17 protein-coding genes are annotated in these 17,857 nt (G+C 72.3%); 8 read left to right on the top strand and 9 right to left on the bottom strand.

Annotated elements, in window-relative coordinates:
• The first annotated feature begins 10 nt into the window (after positions 1–10).
• A complete protein-coding gene (locus tag ABZ860_RS10175; protein ID WP_357217760.1) occupies positions 11–919 on the top strand; it encodes a glycosyltransferase family 9 protein in 909 nt (302 codons plus the stop codon).
• Here ABZ860_RS10175 and ABZ860_RS10170 read toward each other — a convergent pair.
• Both ABZ860_RS10170 and ABZ860_RS10165 read right to left on the bottom strand, forming a co-directional pair.
• A complete protein-coding gene (locus ABZ860_RS10170) occupies positions 879–1,988 on the bottom strand; it encodes a DNA topoisomerase IB (protein WP_357217757.1) in 1,110 nt (369 codons plus the stop codon). The two genes, ABZ860_RS10175 and ABZ860_RS10170, sit on opposite strands and share 41 nt — an antisense overlap.
• Entirely contained in the window at positions 1,985–3,037 is a 1,053-nt protein-coding gene (locus tag ABZ860_RS10165; RefSeq protein ID WP_357217754.1) for a glycosyltransferase family 9 protein, read from the bottom strand. Before ABZ860_RS10165 ends, ABZ860_RS10170 begins: the two co-directional genes overlap by 4 nt.
• Positions 3,038–3,333: 296 nt before the next feature.
• Between ABZ860_RS10165 and rfaE2 the strand changes: the two genes are divergently transcribed.
• From rfaE2 to ABZ860_RS10145, 4 genes are all read left to right on the top strand, one after another.
• Complete coding sequence (rfaE2, locus tag ABZ860_RS10160) at positions 3,334–4,779, top strand: D-glycero-beta-D-manno-heptose 1-phosphate adenylyltransferase (RefSeq protein WP_357217751.1); 1,446 nt, start codon at positions 3,334–3,336, stop codon at positions 4,777–4,779.
• A gap of 10 nt (positions 4,780–4,789) precedes the next feature.
• Positions 4,790–5,038, top strand: a complete 249-nt coding sequence (locus ABZ860_RS10155) for a hypothetical protein (RefSeq protein ID WP_357217748.1) — start codon at positions 4,790–4,792, stop codon at positions 5,036–5,038.
• A gap of 4 nt (positions 5,039–5,042) precedes the next feature.
• The gene (locus ABZ860_RS10150) at positions 5,043–6,041 is read left to right on the top strand and encodes an SDR family oxidoreductase (protein ID WP_357217745.1); all 999 of its coding nucleotides are present in this window, start codon (positions 5,043–5,045) and stop codon (positions 6,039–6,041) included.
• A gap of 76 nt (positions 6,042–6,117) precedes the next feature.
• The gene (locus tag ABZ860_RS10145) at positions 6,118–7,944 is read left to right on the top strand and encodes a transketolase (RefSeq protein ID WP_357217743.1); all 1,827 of its coding nucleotides are present in this window, start codon (positions 6,118–6,120) and stop codon (positions 7,942–7,944) included.
• 18 nt (positions 7,945–7,962) lie between these two features.
• Here ABZ860_RS10145 and ABZ860_RS10140 read toward each other — a convergent pair whose 3' ends face one another.
• Positions 7,963–10,218, bottom strand: a complete 2,256-nt coding sequence (locus ABZ860_RS10140; protein WP_357217741.1) for an excinuclease ABC subunit UvrA — start codon at positions 10,216–10,218, stop codon at positions 7,963–7,965.
• Positions 10,219–10,289: 71 nt separating this feature from the next.
• On the opposite strand from ABZ860_RS10140, the gene ABZ860_RS10135 reads away from it, so the two are divergent.
• Positions 10,290–11,261, top strand: coding sequence for a WYL domain-containing protein (locus tag ABZ860_RS10135; RefSeq protein WP_357217739.1), 972 nt, complete (start codon positions 10,290–10,292; stop codon positions 11,259–11,261).
• Positions 11,262–11,312: 51 nt separating this feature from the next.
• Here ABZ860_RS10135 and ABZ860_RS10130 read toward each other — a convergent pair whose 3' ends face one another.
• The gene (locus ABZ860_RS10130; RefSeq protein ID WP_357217737.1) at positions 11,313–11,705 is read right to left on the bottom strand and encodes a ChaB family protein; all 393 of its coding nucleotides are present in this window, start codon (positions 11,703–11,705) and stop codon (positions 11,313–11,315) included.
• Positions 11,706–11,754: 49 nt separating this feature from the next.
• Positions 11,755–12,015 carry a DUF6458 family protein gene (locus ABZ860_RS10125; protein WP_030505976.1) on the bottom strand — a complete coding sequence of 87 codons (261 nt, stop codon included), beginning with the start codon at positions 12,013–12,015 and terminating at the stop codon, positions 11,755–11,757.
• An 87-nt stretch (positions 12,016–12,102) separates the two neighbouring features.
• Between ABZ860_RS10125 and ABZ860_RS10120 the strand changes: the two genes are divergently transcribed.
• On the top strand, positions 12,103–12,624 hold the full coding sequence (locus ABZ860_RS10120) for a shikimate kinase (protein ID WP_357217733.1): 522 nt from the start codon (positions 12,103–12,105) through the stop codon (positions 12,622–12,624).
• 66 nt (positions 12,625–12,690) lie between these two features.
• Here ABZ860_RS10120 and ABZ860_RS10115 read toward each other — a convergent pair whose 3' ends face one another.
• The 3 genes from ABZ860_RS10115 to ABZ860_RS10105 all read right to left on the bottom strand — a co-directional run bounded on the left by ABZ860_RS10115 (position 12,691) and on the right by ABZ860_RS10105 (position 14,829).
• Positions 12,691–13,158, bottom strand: coding sequence for an ATP-binding protein (locus ABZ860_RS10115; RefSeq protein ID WP_357217730.1), 468 nt, complete (start codon positions 13,156–13,158; stop codon positions 12,691–12,693).
• 348 nt (positions 13,159–13,506) lie between these two features.
• The gene (locus ABZ860_RS10110) at positions 13,507–14,445 is read right to left on the bottom strand and encodes an aldose 1-epimerase family protein (protein ID WP_357217728.1); all 939 of its coding nucleotides are present in this window, start codon (positions 14,443–14,445) and stop codon (positions 13,507–13,509) included.
• A 147-nt stretch (positions 14,446–14,592) separates the two neighbouring features.
• Complete coding sequence (locus ABZ860_RS10105; protein ID WP_357217725.1) at positions 14,593–14,829, bottom strand: hypothetical protein; 237 nt, start codon at positions 14,827–14,829, stop codon at positions 14,593–14,595.
• 360 nt (positions 14,830–15,189) lie between these two features.
• On the opposite strand from ABZ860_RS10105, the gene ABZ860_RS10100 reads away from it, so the two are divergent.
• Complete coding sequence (locus ABZ860_RS10100) at positions 15,190–16,365, top strand: cytochrome P450 (RefSeq protein ID WP_357217722.1); 1,176 nt, start codon at positions 15,190–15,192, stop codon at positions 16,363–16,365.
• Positions 16,366–16,368: 3 nt separating this feature from the next.
• On the opposite strand, the gene nhaA is transcribed toward ABZ860_RS10100, so the two are convergent.
• Positions 16,369–17,688: a Na+/H+ antiporter NhaA gene (nhaA, locus tag ABZ860_RS10095; protein WP_357217721.1), complete on the bottom strand. Its 1,320-nt coding sequence runs from the start codon at positions 17,686–17,688 to the stop codon at positions 16,369–16,371.
• Between the last annotated feature and the right edge of the window lie 169 nt (positions 17,689–17,857).

Below are 17,857 nucleotides of genomic sequence, written 5' to 3'. Positions count from 1 at the left end.
AGGTGAGCCGGTGACGTCGACGGCCCTCGTGCTGCGCTCCGACGGCATCGGGGGCCTGCTCACCGTGGTGCCCGCGCTGCGCGCCCTGCGCCGTCACGGGCTGCGCGTCGTCCTGGCCTGCCCGCCGGAGCTGAGCGAGCTCGCCGCGCTGACCGGCGCGGTCGACCGGATCCTGCCCGCGTACGGACTCGCGCCGCTGTCGTGGCCCGGGCCCGGCGAGGAGGACGCCGCTCACCCGCCGCTCCTGCCGGATCTCGCCGTCAACCTGCACGACCGCGGGCCGCGTAGTCACCGCATCCTCCTCGGTGTCGGGACGAGGCGCCTGTGGGCCTACGCCAACCCGGACGTCCCCTGGATCAGGGGGCCGTGGTGGGACCCGGGCGAGCACGAGGTGCTGCGGTGGTGCCGGCTGCTCCAGTGGCACGGCGTGCCGGCCGATCCGGAGGACTCGGCGCTGCCCACTCCCCTGACCGCGAGTCCCGCGCCGGGGGCCGTCGTGATCCACCCCGGCGCGGGCGGCGCGTCGCTGCGCTGGCCCGCTGACCGGTTCGCCGAGGTGGCCCGGGCGCTGACGGACGAGGGCCTGCCCGTCGTCATCACCGGCAGCTCGCGGGAGCGGCCGATGGCCCTGCTCGTGGCGACCCGGGCGGTGCTGCCGCCGCAGATCGTGCTGGCGGGCCGCACCTCGCTCCGGGAGCTGTGCGCGCTGGTCGCCGGGGCCCGGCTGGTCATCAGCGGCGACGTCGCGATGACGCGGCTCGCCGCGGCCTATCGGACGCCCTCGGTGCTCGTGTCCACGTCGGACCGGCGGCACCCGATCCTGCACGAGGCGGACGGCGCCGACCACCTGGACACCGCGGTCCCGGCCGCCCAGGTGGTCAACGCCGCCGTGCGGGCGCTCGGCGCAGGAGTTCGATGACGGCCTCCTCGACCGGCCCGTGGGTGGCGAGCCGGCCCTCGCCGGTGTCCTCGCCCAGCCGTTCGAGGGGGATCGTCCGTCCCTTCTCGTACAGCGCGACGATGCGCGGATCCACGTAGGAGGCGCGGCAGACCGACGGCGTGTTGCCCAGGTACTCCGACACCTCCTTCATCACCCTGGAGACCGCCCGCTTGCGCCCCGCGCCGCTGCGTACGGGGCGGGAGACGGCGAGCCCGACCGCCGCCAGGACCGTGGCGTGCCAGGTGCGGAAGTCCTTGGCCGAGACGTCGGTGCCGAACGCCTCCTTCAGGTAGGCGTTGATGTCGGCGCTCCGCACGTCCACCCAGCCCTCGTCGGTGCGGTAGCGCAGCAGCTCGCCCCTGTGCCCCTTCGACAGCGCCGTCAGCACCTCGCACACGTCGGCGTCGGCCAGCACCTGCTCGCGCTCCTTGCGGCCCTTGGCCAGGTAGCGGCACACGACCTCGCCGTCCCCGCACTTCACGTGCGAGGTCTTCAGCGTGGCCAGGCCGAAGGAGTCGGTGTACTCCTCCCCGCCGACGCGGAAGAAGCCGATGTCGAGCATGCGCGCGGCGGTGGCCAGCACGCGCTCGCGGCTCAGCTCGTCGGCGCGCAGGTCGCGCGCGACGCGCTCGCGGAACGCGGGGAGCCGCTGGGCGATCTCCAGCACGTGGTCGAACTTGGCCTCGTCCTGCTGCCTGCGCCACTCGTCGTGGTAGCGGTACTGCCGGCGGCCCGCAGAGTCGGTGCCCACGGCCTGGAGGTGGCCGTTCGGATGGGCGCAGATCCACACGTCGGTCCAGGCCGGCGGGATCGCGAGGGATTTGATACGGCGCAGTGCGGCGCGGTCCTTCACCGGCCGGCCGGAGGCCCAGGTGTAGCTGAACCCGCGCCCGCGGCGCCTGCGCCGGATCCCCGGCTCGCTCGGGTCGCTCGGCCGCAGTTCGACGGGCGGTGTCTCGAAGACCTTCGCCTTCTCCGCGAGGGTCTTGTCCGCGACCGCCTTCTCCCCGGCCCTCTCCGCGGCGACCCTGTCGGCGACGGCGCTCATCGCAGCAGGTCCCACGCCTGTTCGAGCACGTCGTCCACGCTCACGTCACCCACCCACGAAACGTCCTTGTGGCCGCACTCCCGCATGCCCAGCTTCGAATCGGCGGGCGTCCCGCAGACCGGGCAGCCGGACGTCCAGGAGATCAGCGGCCGCTGGTGTCCCCTGCTCAGCGGACCCCAATTGATCATGTTGCCGCACCAGTAGATCCCCACGGTGGGCGTGCCGGTCGCCGCCGCCAGGTGGCGCGGCCCTGTGTCGTTGGAGACGAGCAGGTCGCAGGCGGCGTACAGCGCGGTGAGCCCGCCGAGGGACAGCTCTCCGACGACGGCCCTCGCCGGGGTCTGCATCTGCGCGACGACCTTCTCGACGACCTCCCGCTCCTCCTCGACGCCGGTCACCACCACGGGCCGTCCGAGGCGGTCGGCGACCTCGGCGAAACGCTCCGGCGGCCATCTCCTGCGCCGGTCCTCCGCGCCGGGGTGGATCGCCACCAGTCCCCTGGGCACCTTGCCGAGCGTGCGGTTCAGCTCGCCCCAGTCCTCCCTGACGACCGCGATCCTCGGCTCGATCTCGTTGGTGGCCGCGCCGAGCAGCCCCGCCACCTCCAGGTAGCGCAGGGTCTCGTGCTGGTAGTGGACGTACGGCACCCAGCGGTCGAGCGGCGCCGCGTCGGGGGTGCGCAGGCCGGCCGTCACCCGCGCGCCGAGACGGCGGATGAACGGGTTGGAGTTGCGCCCGCCGCCGTGCATCTGGACGGCCAGGTCGAACCTGCGCTGCCGCAGGCCCTCGTACAGCTCCTCGGGGGCGGCGGGCCCGTCGGGCGGGGAGGAGACGCCGGAGATGGGCGGCAACGCCACGACCTCGTCCACCGGGCCCGGGCGATTGCGCAGGAACCGCGCGTGCCATTCGCGGCCGAGCAGGGTGATCCTGGCGGCGGGGTACGCCCGCCTGAGCGCCCCGATGGCGGGCAGCGCCAGCAGCAGGTCGCCCAGGGCGTTGGCCCTCAGCACGGCGATCCGCTCGACTCCTTCCACAAGCAGCGGGCTCATGACGCCCCCTCGCCTGGCGGCTCGGGGGCGCATGCGCGAAACGCACTGTGCTTACCGGTTCGCTCGCTTCGCTCGCTCATGGGCACAAGCCGCCCCGCGGACGGACGACCACCCGCTTCGTCCCCTCGTCCATCGGACACCCCCCATTCGTCCGGCCCCGCCGGCTGACCTCCGGCGGAGCGCTCGTGTGGAGCGACGTCTGATCCCGGTTACCCCGGTGCGGCGACCCCAAACCGGCCCACCGGGTCTGCCGTGCCTCTTGTTTCCCCTGCGTCTGCGGGGGTAGCCGCCGATGTATGACGGAAGAGACGCTCAACCGTTTCGGTGAAGTCACAGCCGTCGTCGTCGGGGACGTGATGCTCGACTCGTGGCTGCGGGGCCGCACGAAGCGCATGGCGCAGGAGGCCCCGGTGCCTGTGGTGACCGTCGAGCAGATCGAGGACCAGCCGGGCGGCGCCGCCAACACGGCCGTGAACCTGGCCGCCCTGGGCGCGCGGGTCCACATGGTGGGGGTCACCGGCGCCGACCCCGCCGGGGCGACGCTCAACGCGACCCTGGGACGGCTCGACATCGAGGGCCTGGTCATCGTGCGGAGCTGGCGGACCTCGGTCAAGCGCCGGGTGCTGACCGACGGCCAGATCGTGGCGCGGTACGACGAGGAGGACGAGGCGCCGCTGCCGGAGGCGGCCGAGCGCGAGCTCATCGAGCAGATCACCCGGCTCGCGGCGGACGCGGACGTCGTCATCGCCTGCGACTACGGCGGCGGGGTGTGCACCCCGAACGTCCGCCGGGTGCTGTGCGACCTGAGCATCGACAGGAGCGAGGGGTCGCGCGGCGCGCCGATCCTCGTGGTGGACGCCCACGACGTGGCCGCCTGGCGGGACTGCCGGCCGACGGCCGTGCTGCCCAACTACGCCGAGGTGCGGCGGCTGCTGGGCGAGGGGGACGACCACGACCGGGTGGCGTTCCTGTCCGCGCGCTCGGAGGATCTCATCGAGGCCACCGGCGCCGACCTCGTGGTCACCACACTCGACGGCGAGGGCACGCTGCTGCACCGGCGCGGCAGGCAGCCGCACCGCACGTACGCGACGCCCGCGCCCGACACGATGAGCATCGGCGCGGGCGACACCTTCACGGCGGCGTTCTCGCTCGCCCTGGCGGCGGGCGCGGAGCCCGAGCGCGCCGCCGACATCGGCCAGGCGGCGGCGAGCGTGGTGGTGCGCCGGCAGGGGACGGCCGCCTGCTCCCACGAGGAGCTGCTGCAGGCGCTGCGCCCCGACACCGCGCTGCCGCCCGAGCGGCTGGCCGCGTGCATTGAGCGCGACCGCGCCGAGGGCAAGCGGATCGTCTTCACCAACGGCTGCTTCGACGTGCTGCACCGCGGCCACGTCGCCTGCCTGGAGGAGGCCGCCCGCCTCGGCGACGTGCTGGTCGTCGCGGTCAACGGCGACGACGGAGTGGCCCGGCTGAAGGGGCCGCAGCGCCCGATCAACCGGTGCGAGGACCGGGTGGCAGTGCTCGCGGCGCTGGGCTGCGTGGACTACATCACCGTCTTCGACGAGGACAGCCCGACCGAGCTGCTGCGGCTCGTCCGGCCGGACGTGTACGTCAAGGGCGGCGACTACCACCCCGACCTGCTGCCCGAGGCGGAGCTGGTCAGAGAGCTCGGCGGGGAGGTGCGGGTGCTCGGTTACGTCCCGGACCGCTCCACCACGGCGATAGTGAACCGGATTCGAGGGTAGAGGGGCCTCCATGACCGAAGAACAACGTTCGCCGACCGGCAAGCCCATGGTGGAGGCGACGCCGATGGACGTGATCCACGTCCGTATCGCGTCGTTCGCCCTGGTCTTCTGCTTCGCCGTTCTGGTGCTTTCCTTCGTCGGGCGCATCTGGGTGCTGACCGGGGTCGTCGTGGCGATCATGGCGATCATCGCGATTTACATGGCGTTCGCCGTACGCAGGCAGAAGAGGCTCGGCGGCGGGCCGCAATCGAGAGGATGACGAGGTGAGCCTGAAGGACAAGGTCGTCGTGGTGACCGGCGCGAGCGGCGGTGTGGGCCGCGCGGTGGTCCGGCAACTCGGAGCGGAGGGCGCGAAGGTCGCGCTCATCGCACGTGGAGAGGCGGGCCTCGCCGGCGCCGCCGTGGACGTCGGGGCCGAGGGCGGCACCGGGAAGACCTTCGCCGCGGACGTCTCCGACTACGACCAGGTCCGCCAGGCCGCCCAGCGCGCCGAGGCCGAGCTGGGCCCTATCGACGTGTGGATCAACATCGCGTTCACGACGGTGTTCGCGCCGTTCCTGGAGATCACGCCCGAGGAGTACGAGCGCGAGACCAAGGTGACCTATCTCGGCTACGTCTGGGGCACCCGCGTGGCCCTGGAGATGATGAAGCCGCGCGACAAGGGCGTCATCGTGCAGGCGGGCTCGGCCCTGGCCTACCGGTCGATCCCGCTGCAGTCGGCGTACTGCGGCGCCAAGCACGCGATCGTCGGGTTCACCGAGTCGGTGCGGACGGAACTGCTCGCCGAGGACTCGGGCGTGAAGATCACGGTGGTCCAGCTCCCCGCGCTGAACACCCCGCAGTTCGACTGGGGGCTGAACCGGATGCGGCGGCACGCGCAGCCGGTGCCGCCGATCTATCAGCCGGAGGTGGCCGCCCGCGCGCTCGTCTACGCCGCCGAGCACCCGGAGCGCAAGGAGTACTGGGTCGGCGGGATGACCGCGGCCACGATCATGGGTCAGCGGGCGGTGCCCGCCCTGCTCGACCGCTACCTCGCGAGGACCGGGGTGAAGTCGCAGCTCACCGGCGAGAAGGCGCCGACCGGGGTGTCGAACCTGTGGGAACCCGCGGACGAGGACAAGGACTACGGAGCGCACGGCAGCTTCGACCGGCGGTCGCACGGCCGCAGCGTGCAGCTGTGGATGTCGCAGCACCGCCGCCTGGTCACCGCCGCCGGTCTCGGGCTCGCCGCCGTCGCCGGCCTCGGCCTGCGCCGCCGCTGACATCCCAAAATCGCGACATATCGGGTACGCACCTTTTGCGGCGATACGAAGGGGCGTACCGGGGTAGTCGAGGGCGATGGACGAGCTTGACTACCGCTTCCTGTGCGAACTCGCGGCCCAGCTCCGGGTGGACTCGGTGCGGGCCGCCGCGGCCGCCGGCTCGGGACACCCCACGTCCTCGATGTCGGCGGCCGAGTTGATGGCCGTACTGCTCGCGCGTCACCTGCGCGTGGACGTCGCGGATCCGGCCAACCCGGGCAACGACCACCTCGTCTTCTCGAAGGGCCACGCCTCCCCCCTCCTGTACGCGATGCTCAAGGCCGCCGGGGTCGTCACCGACGAGGAACTGCTGACCTTCCGCAGGCGCGGCAGCCGTCTGGAGGGCCATCCCACCCCGCAGGTGCCGTTCGTCGACGTGGCCACCGGCTCACTGGGCTTCGGCCTGCCCGTGGGGGTGGGGTTGGCGCTGACCGCGCGCAGGCTGGATCGCCTGCCCTACCACGTCTGGGTGTTGTGCGGCGACAGCGAGCTCGCCGAGGGATCGATGTGGGAGGCGTTCGAGCACGCCGGGCACGAGGGGCTCAACAACCTCACGGCGATCATCGACGTGAACCGGCTCGGCCAGCGCGGCCCGACCCGGCACGGCTGGGACCTCGGCGCGTACGCCGCCAGGCTCGGCGCCTTCGGCTGGCACACCATTGAGATCGACGGCCACGACCCCGGGCAGATCGACTACGCGCTCGCCGACGCCCGGGCCACCCGGCGCCGCCCGACGGCGATCATCGCCAGGACCTGCAAGGGCCGCGGCGTGTCGGCCGTGGAGAACCGCGAGGGCAAGCACGGCAAGCCGCTGGAGGACGCCGAGCAGGCGCTCGACGAGCTCGGCGGGCCGCGTTCCCTCACCGTCGAGGTCACTGCGCCCGACGCCGCGGCCACGCCCTACCGGTACGCCGACGGCGCGCTCGACCTGCCGAGATACAAGGTGGGCGAGCAGGTGGCCACGCGGACCGCCTTCGGCGAGGCGCTGGCCGCGCTCGGCACGGCGCGAGGCGACGTCGTCGCGCTCGACGGCGAGGTGGCCGACTCGACCAAGCTGGAGACGTTCGCCAAGGCCCATCCGGAGCGGTTCTTCGAGTTCTACATCGCCGAGCAGCAGATGGTCGCCGCCGCCATCGGCATGGCCGCCCGCGGCTGGACCCCCTACGCCGCGACGTTCGCCGCCTTCCTGACCAGGGCGTACGACTTCGTCCGGATGGCGGCGGTGAGCCGGGCCGGGATCTGCCTGGTGGGTTCGCACGGCGGGGTGTCGATCGGCGAGGACGGACCCTCCCAGATGGGCCTGGAGGACCTCGCGGCGTTCCGCGCGGTGCACGGCAGCACCGTGCTGTACCCCTGCGACGCGAACCAGACGGCCCGGCTGGTCGCGGACATGGCCGCGATGGAGGGCGTCCGCTACCTGCGGACGACGCGGGGCGAGACGCCGGTGATCTACGGCCCCGACGAGGAGTTCCCCGTGGGCGGCTGCAAGATCCTGCGCACCGGCGGCCAGGCGACCGTCGTGGCCACGGGCGTCGCCGTGCACGAGGCCCTGGCCGCCGCCGACCTGCTCGCCGAGGACGGCGTCTCCGTCACCGTGATCGACGCGTACTCGATCAAGCCGCTCGACTCGGCCGAGCTGGTCGAGATGGCCAGGGCGACCGGGAAGGTCGTCACGGTGGAGGACCACTGGCCGGAGGGCGGGCTGGGCGACGCCGTGCTCTCGGCGCTCGCGGACGCGCCGGTGCCGGTGCGCAAGCTGGGCGTGTCGCGGATGCCCGGCAGCGCGACCTCCCAGGAACAGCTGGAGGACGCCGGCATCGACAGGGGCGCCATCCGCGAGGCCGTCCTGTCCCTGCTCCGATGAATACCGCTACCGGTGGCGCTATCGGTGGACGGCGAGGGCGCGGGCCGTCGGCGTCCCCGCGTCCGGCGGGTAGTCCGCGACGTGCCCCTCGTAGAGGACGTTCCCGCCGTGCCTGCCGGGACCGGGCCCGAGGTCGATCAGCCAGTCGGCCTGCCGGATGACGTCCAGGTTGTGCTCGATGACCACGACGGTGTGCCCCCTGTCGACGAGGGCGTCCAGGACCCGGAGCAGTCCGTCGATGTCGCTCATGTGCAGGCCCGTGGTGGGTTCGTCGAGCACGTACGTCGTGGGCCGCTCGGCGTCGCGCAGCTCCTTGGCGATCTTGAGCCGCTGGCACTCCCCTCCGGACAGCGTGGTGAGCGACTGGCCCAGCCGGAGATAGCCGAGACCGGCCTGCGACAGGTGCCGCAGCGCCCGGTCGACGGCCTTGTCGGGCAGCCGGTGCCTGGCCTGGTCGACGGACAGGGCGTCGACGTCGGCGATGGACAGGCCGTCGACGGTGTACGCGAGCACCTCCGGGGTGAAGCGCCGCCCCTCGCACGCCTCGCAGACGACCTCCTGGCCGTCCATGAAGGCCAGATCGGTGTAGATGATCCCGAGCCCGTCGCACTTCGGGCAGGCGCCTTCCGAGTTCGCGCTGAACAGCGCGGCGGAGACGCCGTTGCGCCGGGCGAACAGCCTGCGGATCGCCGGCGCGATGCCGGTGTAGGTGATCGGCGTGGACCGGCGGTTGACGCCGACCGGCCGCTGGTCGATCACGACGGCGTCGTGCTGCTCGACGAGTTCGGCGGCCAGACTGGACTTCCCCGAGCCGGCGACGCCGGTGAGCACGGTCATCACACCGGTGGGGATGTCCACGGTGACGCGCCGCAGGTTGTTGCGCGCCGCCTCGGCGACGGTGATCGCCGCCTTGGCCGTACGCGGGGCCGTCTTGATCGGAGTGGGCCGGGAGAGCGCGCGTCCCGTGGGGGTGCCGGCCCGCCGGAGCTCGGCGAACGTGCCCTGGAAGACGAGCCGGCCTCCGTCGGCGCCGGCGCCGGGACCGATCTCGACGACCTGGTCGGCGACGGCCATGACGGCGGGGTCGTGCTCGACGACGAGGATGGTGTTGCCTCTGTCGCGCAGCCGCTGCAGCAGTCTCGTCATGGACTCGACGTCCGTGGGGTGGAGCCCGGCCGTCGGCTCGTCGAACACGTAGAGCATCTCGGTGAGGCTCGACCCGAGATGCTTCACGATCTTCACGCGCTGGGACTCGCCGCCCGACAGCGTCGTGGTCGCGCGTGCCAGGTTGAGATACCCCAGGCCGATGGCGTCCATGGCGTCGAGCCGTGCGGTCAGCGCGGCGACGACGGGAGCGACGTCCGGCGCGTCGATGCCGCGGACGAGTCCGGCGAGCTCGGCGACCTCCAGCCGGGACAGCTCGCCGATGGTGTGCCCGAGCACGGTGGCGGTGCGGGACGCCTCGTTGAGCCGGTCTCCCCCGCAGTCGGGGCAGACCTGCGACCGGGTGAACCGGCGGATCGTCTCCTGCTTGCGCTCGGACAGGTCTCCTGAGGCGTGCAGGTAGATGCGCTCGAACCGCTCGACCACCCCCTCGTAGTCCTTCGGCAGGCCGCGTCCCCGCCGCCGTGCCAGCCGCGCCGCCGCCTCGCCGCCGTGGAGCAGGGCGTCGCGCTCGTCCCGGCTCCAGTCGCGCAGCGGCGTCTCCGGGTCGAACACGCCGATGTCGGCGTACTGGGAGTACCAGTAGTTGCCGTCGCCGAACCCCGGAAGCCGGATCGCGCCCTGCCGTAGCGACCTGTCCAGGTCGAGGATGCGGTCGACGGCCGTGACGACGACGTCGCCGAGCCCCGAGCACGTGGGGCACATCCCGGCCGGATCGTTGAACGAGAAGTGGTTCGACTCGCCCACGTGCGGCTCGCCGAGGCGGGAGAACAGCAGCCGCAGGTAGGTCCAGGTGTCGGTGATCGTGCCGACCGTGGAGCGGGCGTTGCCGCCGAGGCGCCGTTGGTCGATCACCACGACCGGCGACAGCCCGTCGATGTGCTCCACGTCGGGACGTGTCCACTTCGGCAGCCGGTTCCTCGCGAACGGGGGGAATGTCTCGTTCAACTGGTAGCCGGCCTCCGCGGCGATCGTGTCGAAGACCAGCGACGACTTGCCGGACCCCGAGACGCCGGCGAAGACCACGAGGCGGTCGCGCGGGATGTCCACGTCCACGCCACGCAGGTTGTTGGTGCGGGCCCCTCTGATGGAGATATGTGGTGACGCCATGCTCGTGACCGTACGAGCAATTGTGGCCGGATCCTGACCGCGATTGCGGGCATGATGGGCGGGTGGCCGACGTGACCCGACGCATGCTGGCCCTGCTGTCGATCCTCCAGACGGGACGGCCGTTCAGCGGGGACGAACTCGCCGTACGCCTGGACGTCAGCCCCCGCACCGTACGCCGCGACGTGGACCGGCTCCGGGAGTACGGCTATCCCGTCGAGACCCAACCGGGACCGGGCGGCTACTACCGGCTCGTGGCGGGCCGGACGATGCCCCCGCTCGTCCTCGACGACGACGAGGCGATCGCCGCGCTGCTCGGGCTCGCCACTCTGGCCTCCTCCGGCTCCGGCGAGGACGGGGCGCTCGACGACGCGGCCACCCGCGCGTACGGCAAGCTCGACCAGTTCCTGCCCGCGCGGCTGCGTCCGCGCGTGACCGCGCTGCGGGCGAGCCTGGAGACCGGCCGGCAGCTCGCGCCCCCGGTGAACGCGGCGCTTGTGGCCGGTCTCGCCGAGGCGATCAGCGACCGGGAGGTCGTGCGGTTCGATTACAGCGACAGGCACGGTGAGGAGAGCCGCCGGCGGGTGGAGCCGCACCGGCAGATCCATCTCCTGCTGCGCTGGTATCTGCTCGGCTGGGACCTGGACAGGGACGACTGGCGGGTCTTCCGCCTCGACCGCGTCCGCGACCTGGTGCGCACCGGCGTACGGCACGGCCCCCGCGCCCTGCCGGCCGACGCGGCCCTGGCGTACCTCCGCCAGGGCCTCAACGCGGACCGGAGGCGCGTGCGGCTCGTCGTGCGGGCGCGGCCCGACCAGGTGGCCGACGCGTTGAAGTTCGAGGACGCCGAGATACACCGGGGGCCCGGCGACGGGGAGACCCGGGTCACCGTCTGGCTCGACTCCTGGGAATGGCTCATCCTCGGCCTCGCCCGTCTCGGCGCCGACTTCTCCGTCATCGAGCCCGAGGACTTCCGCGGCGCCTGTGCCGCCTTCGCCCGCCGTCTCCTCGCCGCCTCCGGCCGCCTGGAGCCGCCGTCCACATGAGAGCGCCGCCGGCTGCCCCGTCCAGGGGCGGTCGGCGGCGCACGGGAGAGGTCAGCGAGCCTTGGCGGTCGCCTTGCGGTTGGCCTTCTTGATGGCGTCCACGAGCTCGTCCTTGGTCATCTTCGATCGGCCCGGGATGCCGAGGCGGCTCGCCACGTCGTAGAGATGCTGCTTGGAGGCGTTCGCGTCGACGCCCTCGGCCGTTTTGCCCGGCTTCGGCGTGCCCTTCTTCGCCTGCTCGTCCGACGGTCCGCGCCCCTCCTTCCTCTCCCAGTGGTCGCCCACCTTCTCGAAGGAGTGCTTGAGCGCGGCGAACGCCGTACGGTGGGCGCGCTGGCCCTCGCCGTACGTCTCGACGGCGGAGTCGTGCGCCTTGATCCACGTCTCCTGGGCCTCCTTGGGCGAGCGCTCCAGGGTCGAGGGCAGTTCCTTACGTCCTGGCATGGTCCATGCCTCCCTTCAGACCGTCGCGAGTCCGTCGGAGGGGGTCAGATCAGATGGTGGGGTCGTCGTAGCGCCGCTCCTCGTACACGTGGCGGCGGGTGGCGGTCGCGTCCACGGGGGCGGCGGCGGTGACGGTGGTCCTGCGGCGGACCGTCGTCAGGCGCCAGATGCCGAAGAGCAGCCCGGCCAGACCGCCCACCATGAGGATCACCCCGATCACCTGGATGTCGAGGCCTGCGATGGTGAAGTCGACCGCCCAGGTGAGGATGGCCCCCAGCATGATGAGGATGATGCTTCCGGCGATGGTCATGGCGTTTCCTCCTTCGCCTTCTGCTCTATCCCCTCCACGGATTCCAAACGTCGCATGTGGGTGCCCGTATAGGGCAGCATGCGAGTCATGACCGATTCCCCCATTGTGGTGATGGGACTCATGGGCGCGGGCAAGAGCACCGTCGCCCGGCTGCTCGCCGACGCGCTCGGCCGTCCTATGCGCGACAGCGACGCCGATCTGGAGGCCAGGTACGGCACGACCGCCGCCGCGATGGCCGCCGGTCTGGGCGCGGACGAGCTGCACGCCCGCGAGGCGCTGGTGCTGCGGGACGCGCTGGAGGCCCGCCCCGCCCCTGTCATCGCGGCCGCCGCCAGCACGGTCGAGGACCCCGGGACGCGCCGCGCGCTGGCCCCCGCCTTCGTGGTCTTCCTCGACGGCCCGCCCGAGGTGCTGGCCGAGCGGATGAAGTCGAGCGCCCACCGCCCGCACTTCAAGCCCGACCTGGTGCGCATGCTGACCGAGCAGCGCGATCTGCGGCTGCCGGGGTTCCGGGAGGTGGCGGATCTGACCGTGGACCCCTCCACGCACAGGCCCGAGGAGATAGCGGCCACGGTGCTCGCGCATCTCGACGGCGCGAAGACCCGCTGAAAGGCCCAGGGGAGACGACAGGCCCGCCCGGTCCTGGGCGGTCCCCGGGCAGATGGCAGGGGCGCGTCAGCCGACGGCGATGCGCATCTGGTGCGGGACGACGGGCAGCGGCGACGGGCAGCCCGCCCCGGCGAGGAACCAGACGGTCTTGCCGCCCCGGCCCGAACTGGCCACTCCCCAGTCGTCGGCGAGTTCGTCCACGATGAGCAGGCCGCGGCCGCCGATGGAGTCGAGGTCCGCCTCGCGCTGGTCCGGCACGCCCTCGCCCTGGTCGAAGACCTCGCCGTACACCCAGGTGCCGTTGCTGCCGAGCCGGAGAGTGAAGACGTTCCCGCCGTGCCGTACGACGTTGGAGGCGAGTTCGCTCACGATGAGGGAGCAGTCGTCGACGAGCTCGTCCAGCCCCCACCGGCCGAGCTCGCGGCGGACGAGGGCGCGCGCCTCGGCGACACTCGCGCCGACGGCGGGCAGGAGGCATTCCGCGGTCCAGACGGGGGCCGGGTCGACCGGCGCCGTACCGAAGGGGAGAGTCACGCGCGCCTCCTTAGGCTCATGGGAGCGCTCCCACGGCTCAAGATACGGCACGCAACGCAGTCATGTGAATTCATAGAAACAAGATTGTTTCCGGTCAATGCCCGATCCGTGATGGGCGCGAAGGAGAAAACACCGGCGATGTTCCGCACCGCGCCGGGAGTGCGCACGTCAGCGACACCGCCTCCGGGGCTCCCGGCCCCCGCCCCAGGATCGCGGGACGCGCCCGCATGGCCTGCGTCGCCGTGAAAATAACTGAAATACGCCCATCCTTGACTTCCGATGCACGCAGACCGAATCATCGTGCATGTCCAGCATGCGGCATAATGGCCCGTTCGTCCGGGTGCCCTCTCACCCTAGCGCGATGATCCCCCAGCGGTGGGCGACCCGCTCCCCCGGGGCCAGGCGCACCAGGCATTCGCCGGTCGCGAAGGCGTTCGGCGGGCAGCTCATCGGCTCGACCGCCACCCCGGCCCGCCGGTACGGCTCGGCCAGCGTGTCCCCCGTGAAGACCTGGAGCCATTCGACTCCGGGCGCGGCCCACAACTCCACCCCCCGCGCGCCGTCGGCCGTCCGGAGCCGGGCCCGCACCAGCCCGTCACCGTCGCGCCGCAGGGCGGTGTAGGGAGTGTCGAGCACCGTGCCGCCGATGCGGCGTCCTTCGCGGAAGTCGTACTCCGTGCCCTCGACCGGGCGGCGGCCGACCGGGATCTGCTGCCCGTCCACCGGGGTCCACTCGGCCGCGGGCACCTCCAGCACGGCGTCGTCCACCGTCCCCTCGCCCAGGGTGAGGTAGGGGTGCGCGCCCATGCCGTACGGCGCGACGCCCTCTCCCACGTTGACGGCCGACACCTCGACCTCCAGGCCCGCCTCCCCCAGGGCGTACGACGCGGCCAGATCGAGCACGTGGGGATAGCCGAGCTGGGGGAACAGCCGCAGCCCGAGCCGGATCGAGGCGTCGTCCCGGTCGAGGACCGTCCAGGGCATCAGGCGCGCGAAGCCGTGCGCGGCGTTGCCGGTCCTGGGTTCGGTGATCGCGAGCTGCCTGGTCTCGCCGTCGAAGTCGTACCTGCCGTCGCGCACGCGGTTGGGCCAGGGCAGCAGCAACTGCCCGGCGCCGCCCACCGGCTGCGCGTCCGCGGGATACGACATGACCAGCGGCCGTTCGTTGTACGTCAGGGCGCGCAGGCCCCCGCCCACCTCGGTGACGGTCGCCGCGTATCCGTGCGCGGCGATCGTGTGCTGCGTACCGGTCGGGGGAACGGGTTCGCGAACCGCTGGTTCTGTCATGAGAGGGATTTTCCCACCCGTCCCACGACACTCGCAGTGGGCCCTGCGGGGACGCCTCAGGGCCGGCGTCCGGACGGCAGGGGGCTCGGGTCGCGGCGGGGGTTCTCGGGCCGTGAGCCCGGCGGGGCCGGGCCCACGTCCTGGGCGTCACGAGGAGAGCGTCTGGCCCGCCAGGCCCTCCTGCGCGGTGAGCAGCGCGCGCAGCTCCTCCGCGCTCTCGCCGCAGGCGGTCATGATCAGGCCCCGGTCCATCTCGATCCGGGACAGCGACCTGGTCAGCCGGGTCGCGTACCAGCGGCCGGCGTCGCTCCTCCAGATCGACCAGCGACCGGCGTACTCGCTGCTCAGTTGTCTCCAGGTAGCGTCCTCGGCTGAGAACCGCACTCGTCACCACCTCCAGGCTCTGTGCCGGGAGACAACGATGTGCTCATCCGGACACGATTGGTAGTGAGAAGCGGTCTCCCCCCTCCGGCGGCGGCGCCACCGCGGCCCCGATGAAGATCTCCCGCCGGTTGCGGTGACTTCACCACGACTTGATGCGCGTTCCTCCCGTACCACCCGTCTCATGCCGGGCCGCGGAACGACGCTGGCGTTCGCGGGGCAGGCAGGGCCGGGGCGCCGGGCGGTGCCCTGCGGCAAACGTCCCCTCTCCGGTCACACCGGACATGGTTTTACTACCTTGCCGGGCAGGAAGTCAGGGGAGAGATTCGAGAGGGCCGACATCGAGCGAAGGGAAGGTCACCCATGCCCGGACTCCCACAGTTGCCGTTCGAGCGGCCGGACGTCCTGGGGATATCCCCCGGCTTCGGCGAAATGCGGGCCAGAGCGCCGATCGCCAAGGTCACGACCGCCATGGGCGACGAGGCGTGGCTGATCACGGGCTACGAGGAGATTCGGCAGGTGTTCGCCGACGACAGATTCGGCCGTTCCCACCCCACTCCTGAGACCGCGGCCCGCCTGTCGAACAACGCCCTGCTCGGCGGCCCGTCCGGCGAGTACGCCAGGGAGCGGTCCGTCCACAAGGAGATGCGGCGCCTGCTCACCCCGGCGTTCTCGGCCCGCCGCATGCGGAGGTTGTCGGACCGGATCACGTCGCTGGTCGGGCACCTGCTCGACGGGCTCGCCGAGCAGGGCCCGCCCGCGGACCTGCACGCCGGCCTGTCTCTCCCGCTGCCGATCCAGGTGATCTGCGAGCTTCTCGGCGTGCCGTACGAGGACAGGGACAGGTTCCGGGCCATGGCCGAGGCGATGACCGACCTCACCCACCCCGAGCGGTCCGCCGCCGCCCAGATGGAGATGAACACCTACACCTACGAGATCGTGAAGGCGAAGCGCGACGCCCCGGGCGAGGACGTCTACTCCGACCTGGCGGACGCCTCGCTGCCGGAGGACGACGTCGCGAGGATCGCGGGCGGCCTGCTGTTCGCCGGCCACGAGACCACGGTCAACCAGATCGACTACGGCGTGCTGCTGTTCCTGCGCAACCCCGCCCAGCGCGACGCGCTGCTGAGCGACCCCTCTCTCGTGGACGGCGCGGTCGAGGAGATCATGCGGGTCGCCTCGCCCAGCGAGCACGGGCTGGTGCGCTACGCGCACGAGGACGTCGAGGTCGCGGGGGTGCGGATCCGGGCGGGCGAGCTGGTCATGCTGTCCACCCCGGCGGCCAACAGGGACGAGCGCGTCTACCCCGATCCCGACACGTTCGACATCCGGCGGCGCGATCCCCAGCCGCACGTCGGGTTCGGCCACGGGCCGCACCACTGCATCGGGGCGTCCCTGGCCCGGGTCGAACTGCGCGCGGTCTTCGGCTCCCTCTTCGCGCGCTTCCCCACGCTGGCGCTCGCGGTGCCGTACGAGGAGCTGAAGGCACACGCGGACAGGCTGGCCGGCGGGTTCAGCGCGCTGCCCGTCACCTGGTGAGCGTCAGGAGGCGGACGCGTCCCGCTTCCCCGCCCCGCGGCCCGTCACGCTCCCGGCGCCCACGGTCTCGGCGGTCTGGGCGTCGGCGAGCCGCCGGTACGCGCGGTCGCGCAACCGCAGCACCACCGCCGCGAGCAGCGCCGCGACCAGCGAGCCGGTCAGGACCGCCAGCTTGACCTGGGCGTCGTGGGCCGTGCCCAGGCCGAACGCCAGCTCGCCGATGAGCAGGGACACCGTGAACCCGATGCCGGACAGGATCGCCAGCCCGCCGACGTCCACCCACGCCAGCCCCTCGTCGATGTCGGCGCGGGTGAAGCGGGCGGTCAGCCAGGTGGCCGCCATGATCCCCAGCGGCTTGCCCACGACGAGCCCGACGAGGACGCCGAGCGACACCGGCTCGGCGAGCAGCTTCGTCAGACCGCCCGCCCCGCCGAGCGGCACTCCCGCGGACAGGAACGCGAACAGCGGCACGGCCACCCCGGCCGAGATCGGGCGGAACCGGTGCTCGAAGTGCTCGGCGAGCCCCGGCCCGGCCTCCGGGCCGCCCGCCTTCTCGCTGCGCAGGACGGGCACGGCGAAGCCGAGCAGCACCCCGGCCACCGTGGCGTGCACGCCGGAGGCGTGGACCAGCCCCCAGGTCACGCCGGCCAGCGGGAGCAGCAGCCACCACGAGCGCACCCGCCGCTGCACCAGCACGGTGAAGACGCCGAGCGGCACCAGCGCGGCCAGCAGCGGCAGCACCGACAGGTGCGAGGTGTAGAACACCGCGATGATCACGATGGCGATCAGGTCGTCCACGACGGCCAGGGTGAGCAGGAACGTGCGCAGCGCGGCGGGCAGCCGCCGCCCCACCACGGCGAGCACCGCCAGGGCGAACGCGATGTCGGTGGCCGTCGGGGTCGCCCATCCCCGCACCTCGCCGTCCATGAGCGAGGTGACCAGCAGGTAGAGCAGGGCCGGGACGATCACACCGCCGACGGCCGCCGCGACGGGAACGACGGCCCGGCGGGGATCGCGCAGGTCCCCGGCCACGAACTCGCGCTTGAGTTCCAGACCGGCGACGAAGAAGAAGATCGCCAGCAGCCCGTCCGAGGCCCACTTGGCGAGGCTGAGGTCCAGGTGCCACGCGGCCGGCCCGACCGTGGCCGAGCGCAGCCCCGCGTACGCCTCGGACCAGGGCGAGTTGGCGACGACGAGGGCCGCGACGGCGGCGATCAGGAGCAGCGCGCCGCCGATCGACTCCTTGCGGAGGATGTCGGCGATGCGGCGGGTCTCGGCCCGGGAACCGGGACCGAGGAGGGACAGTCGGCGGGCTGGGGCCACGGGCGCTCCGTTTCCGGGTTCGGTTCGACGACCGCCGACCAGACTTCCCGGCACCCCGCATCCATCCTATGGTGCGTTTGACCGGATCATTGCCCACTGCACCTTTTGTCGCATGGATTTCTCTCGGGAACGGACCGCAGAGATGGACAAAGCCCAGGTCGGCTGTGCC

It is taken from the genome of Microbispora sp. NPDC046973 (assembly GCF_040644495.1).
In the GTDB taxonomy this organism is placed as follows: Bacteria; Actinomycetota; Actinomycetes; order Streptosporangiales; family Streptosporangiaceae; genus Microbispora.
Note: the sequence above shows the minus strand (reverse complement) of the source record. Positions and strands in the feature narration are given on the sequence as shown.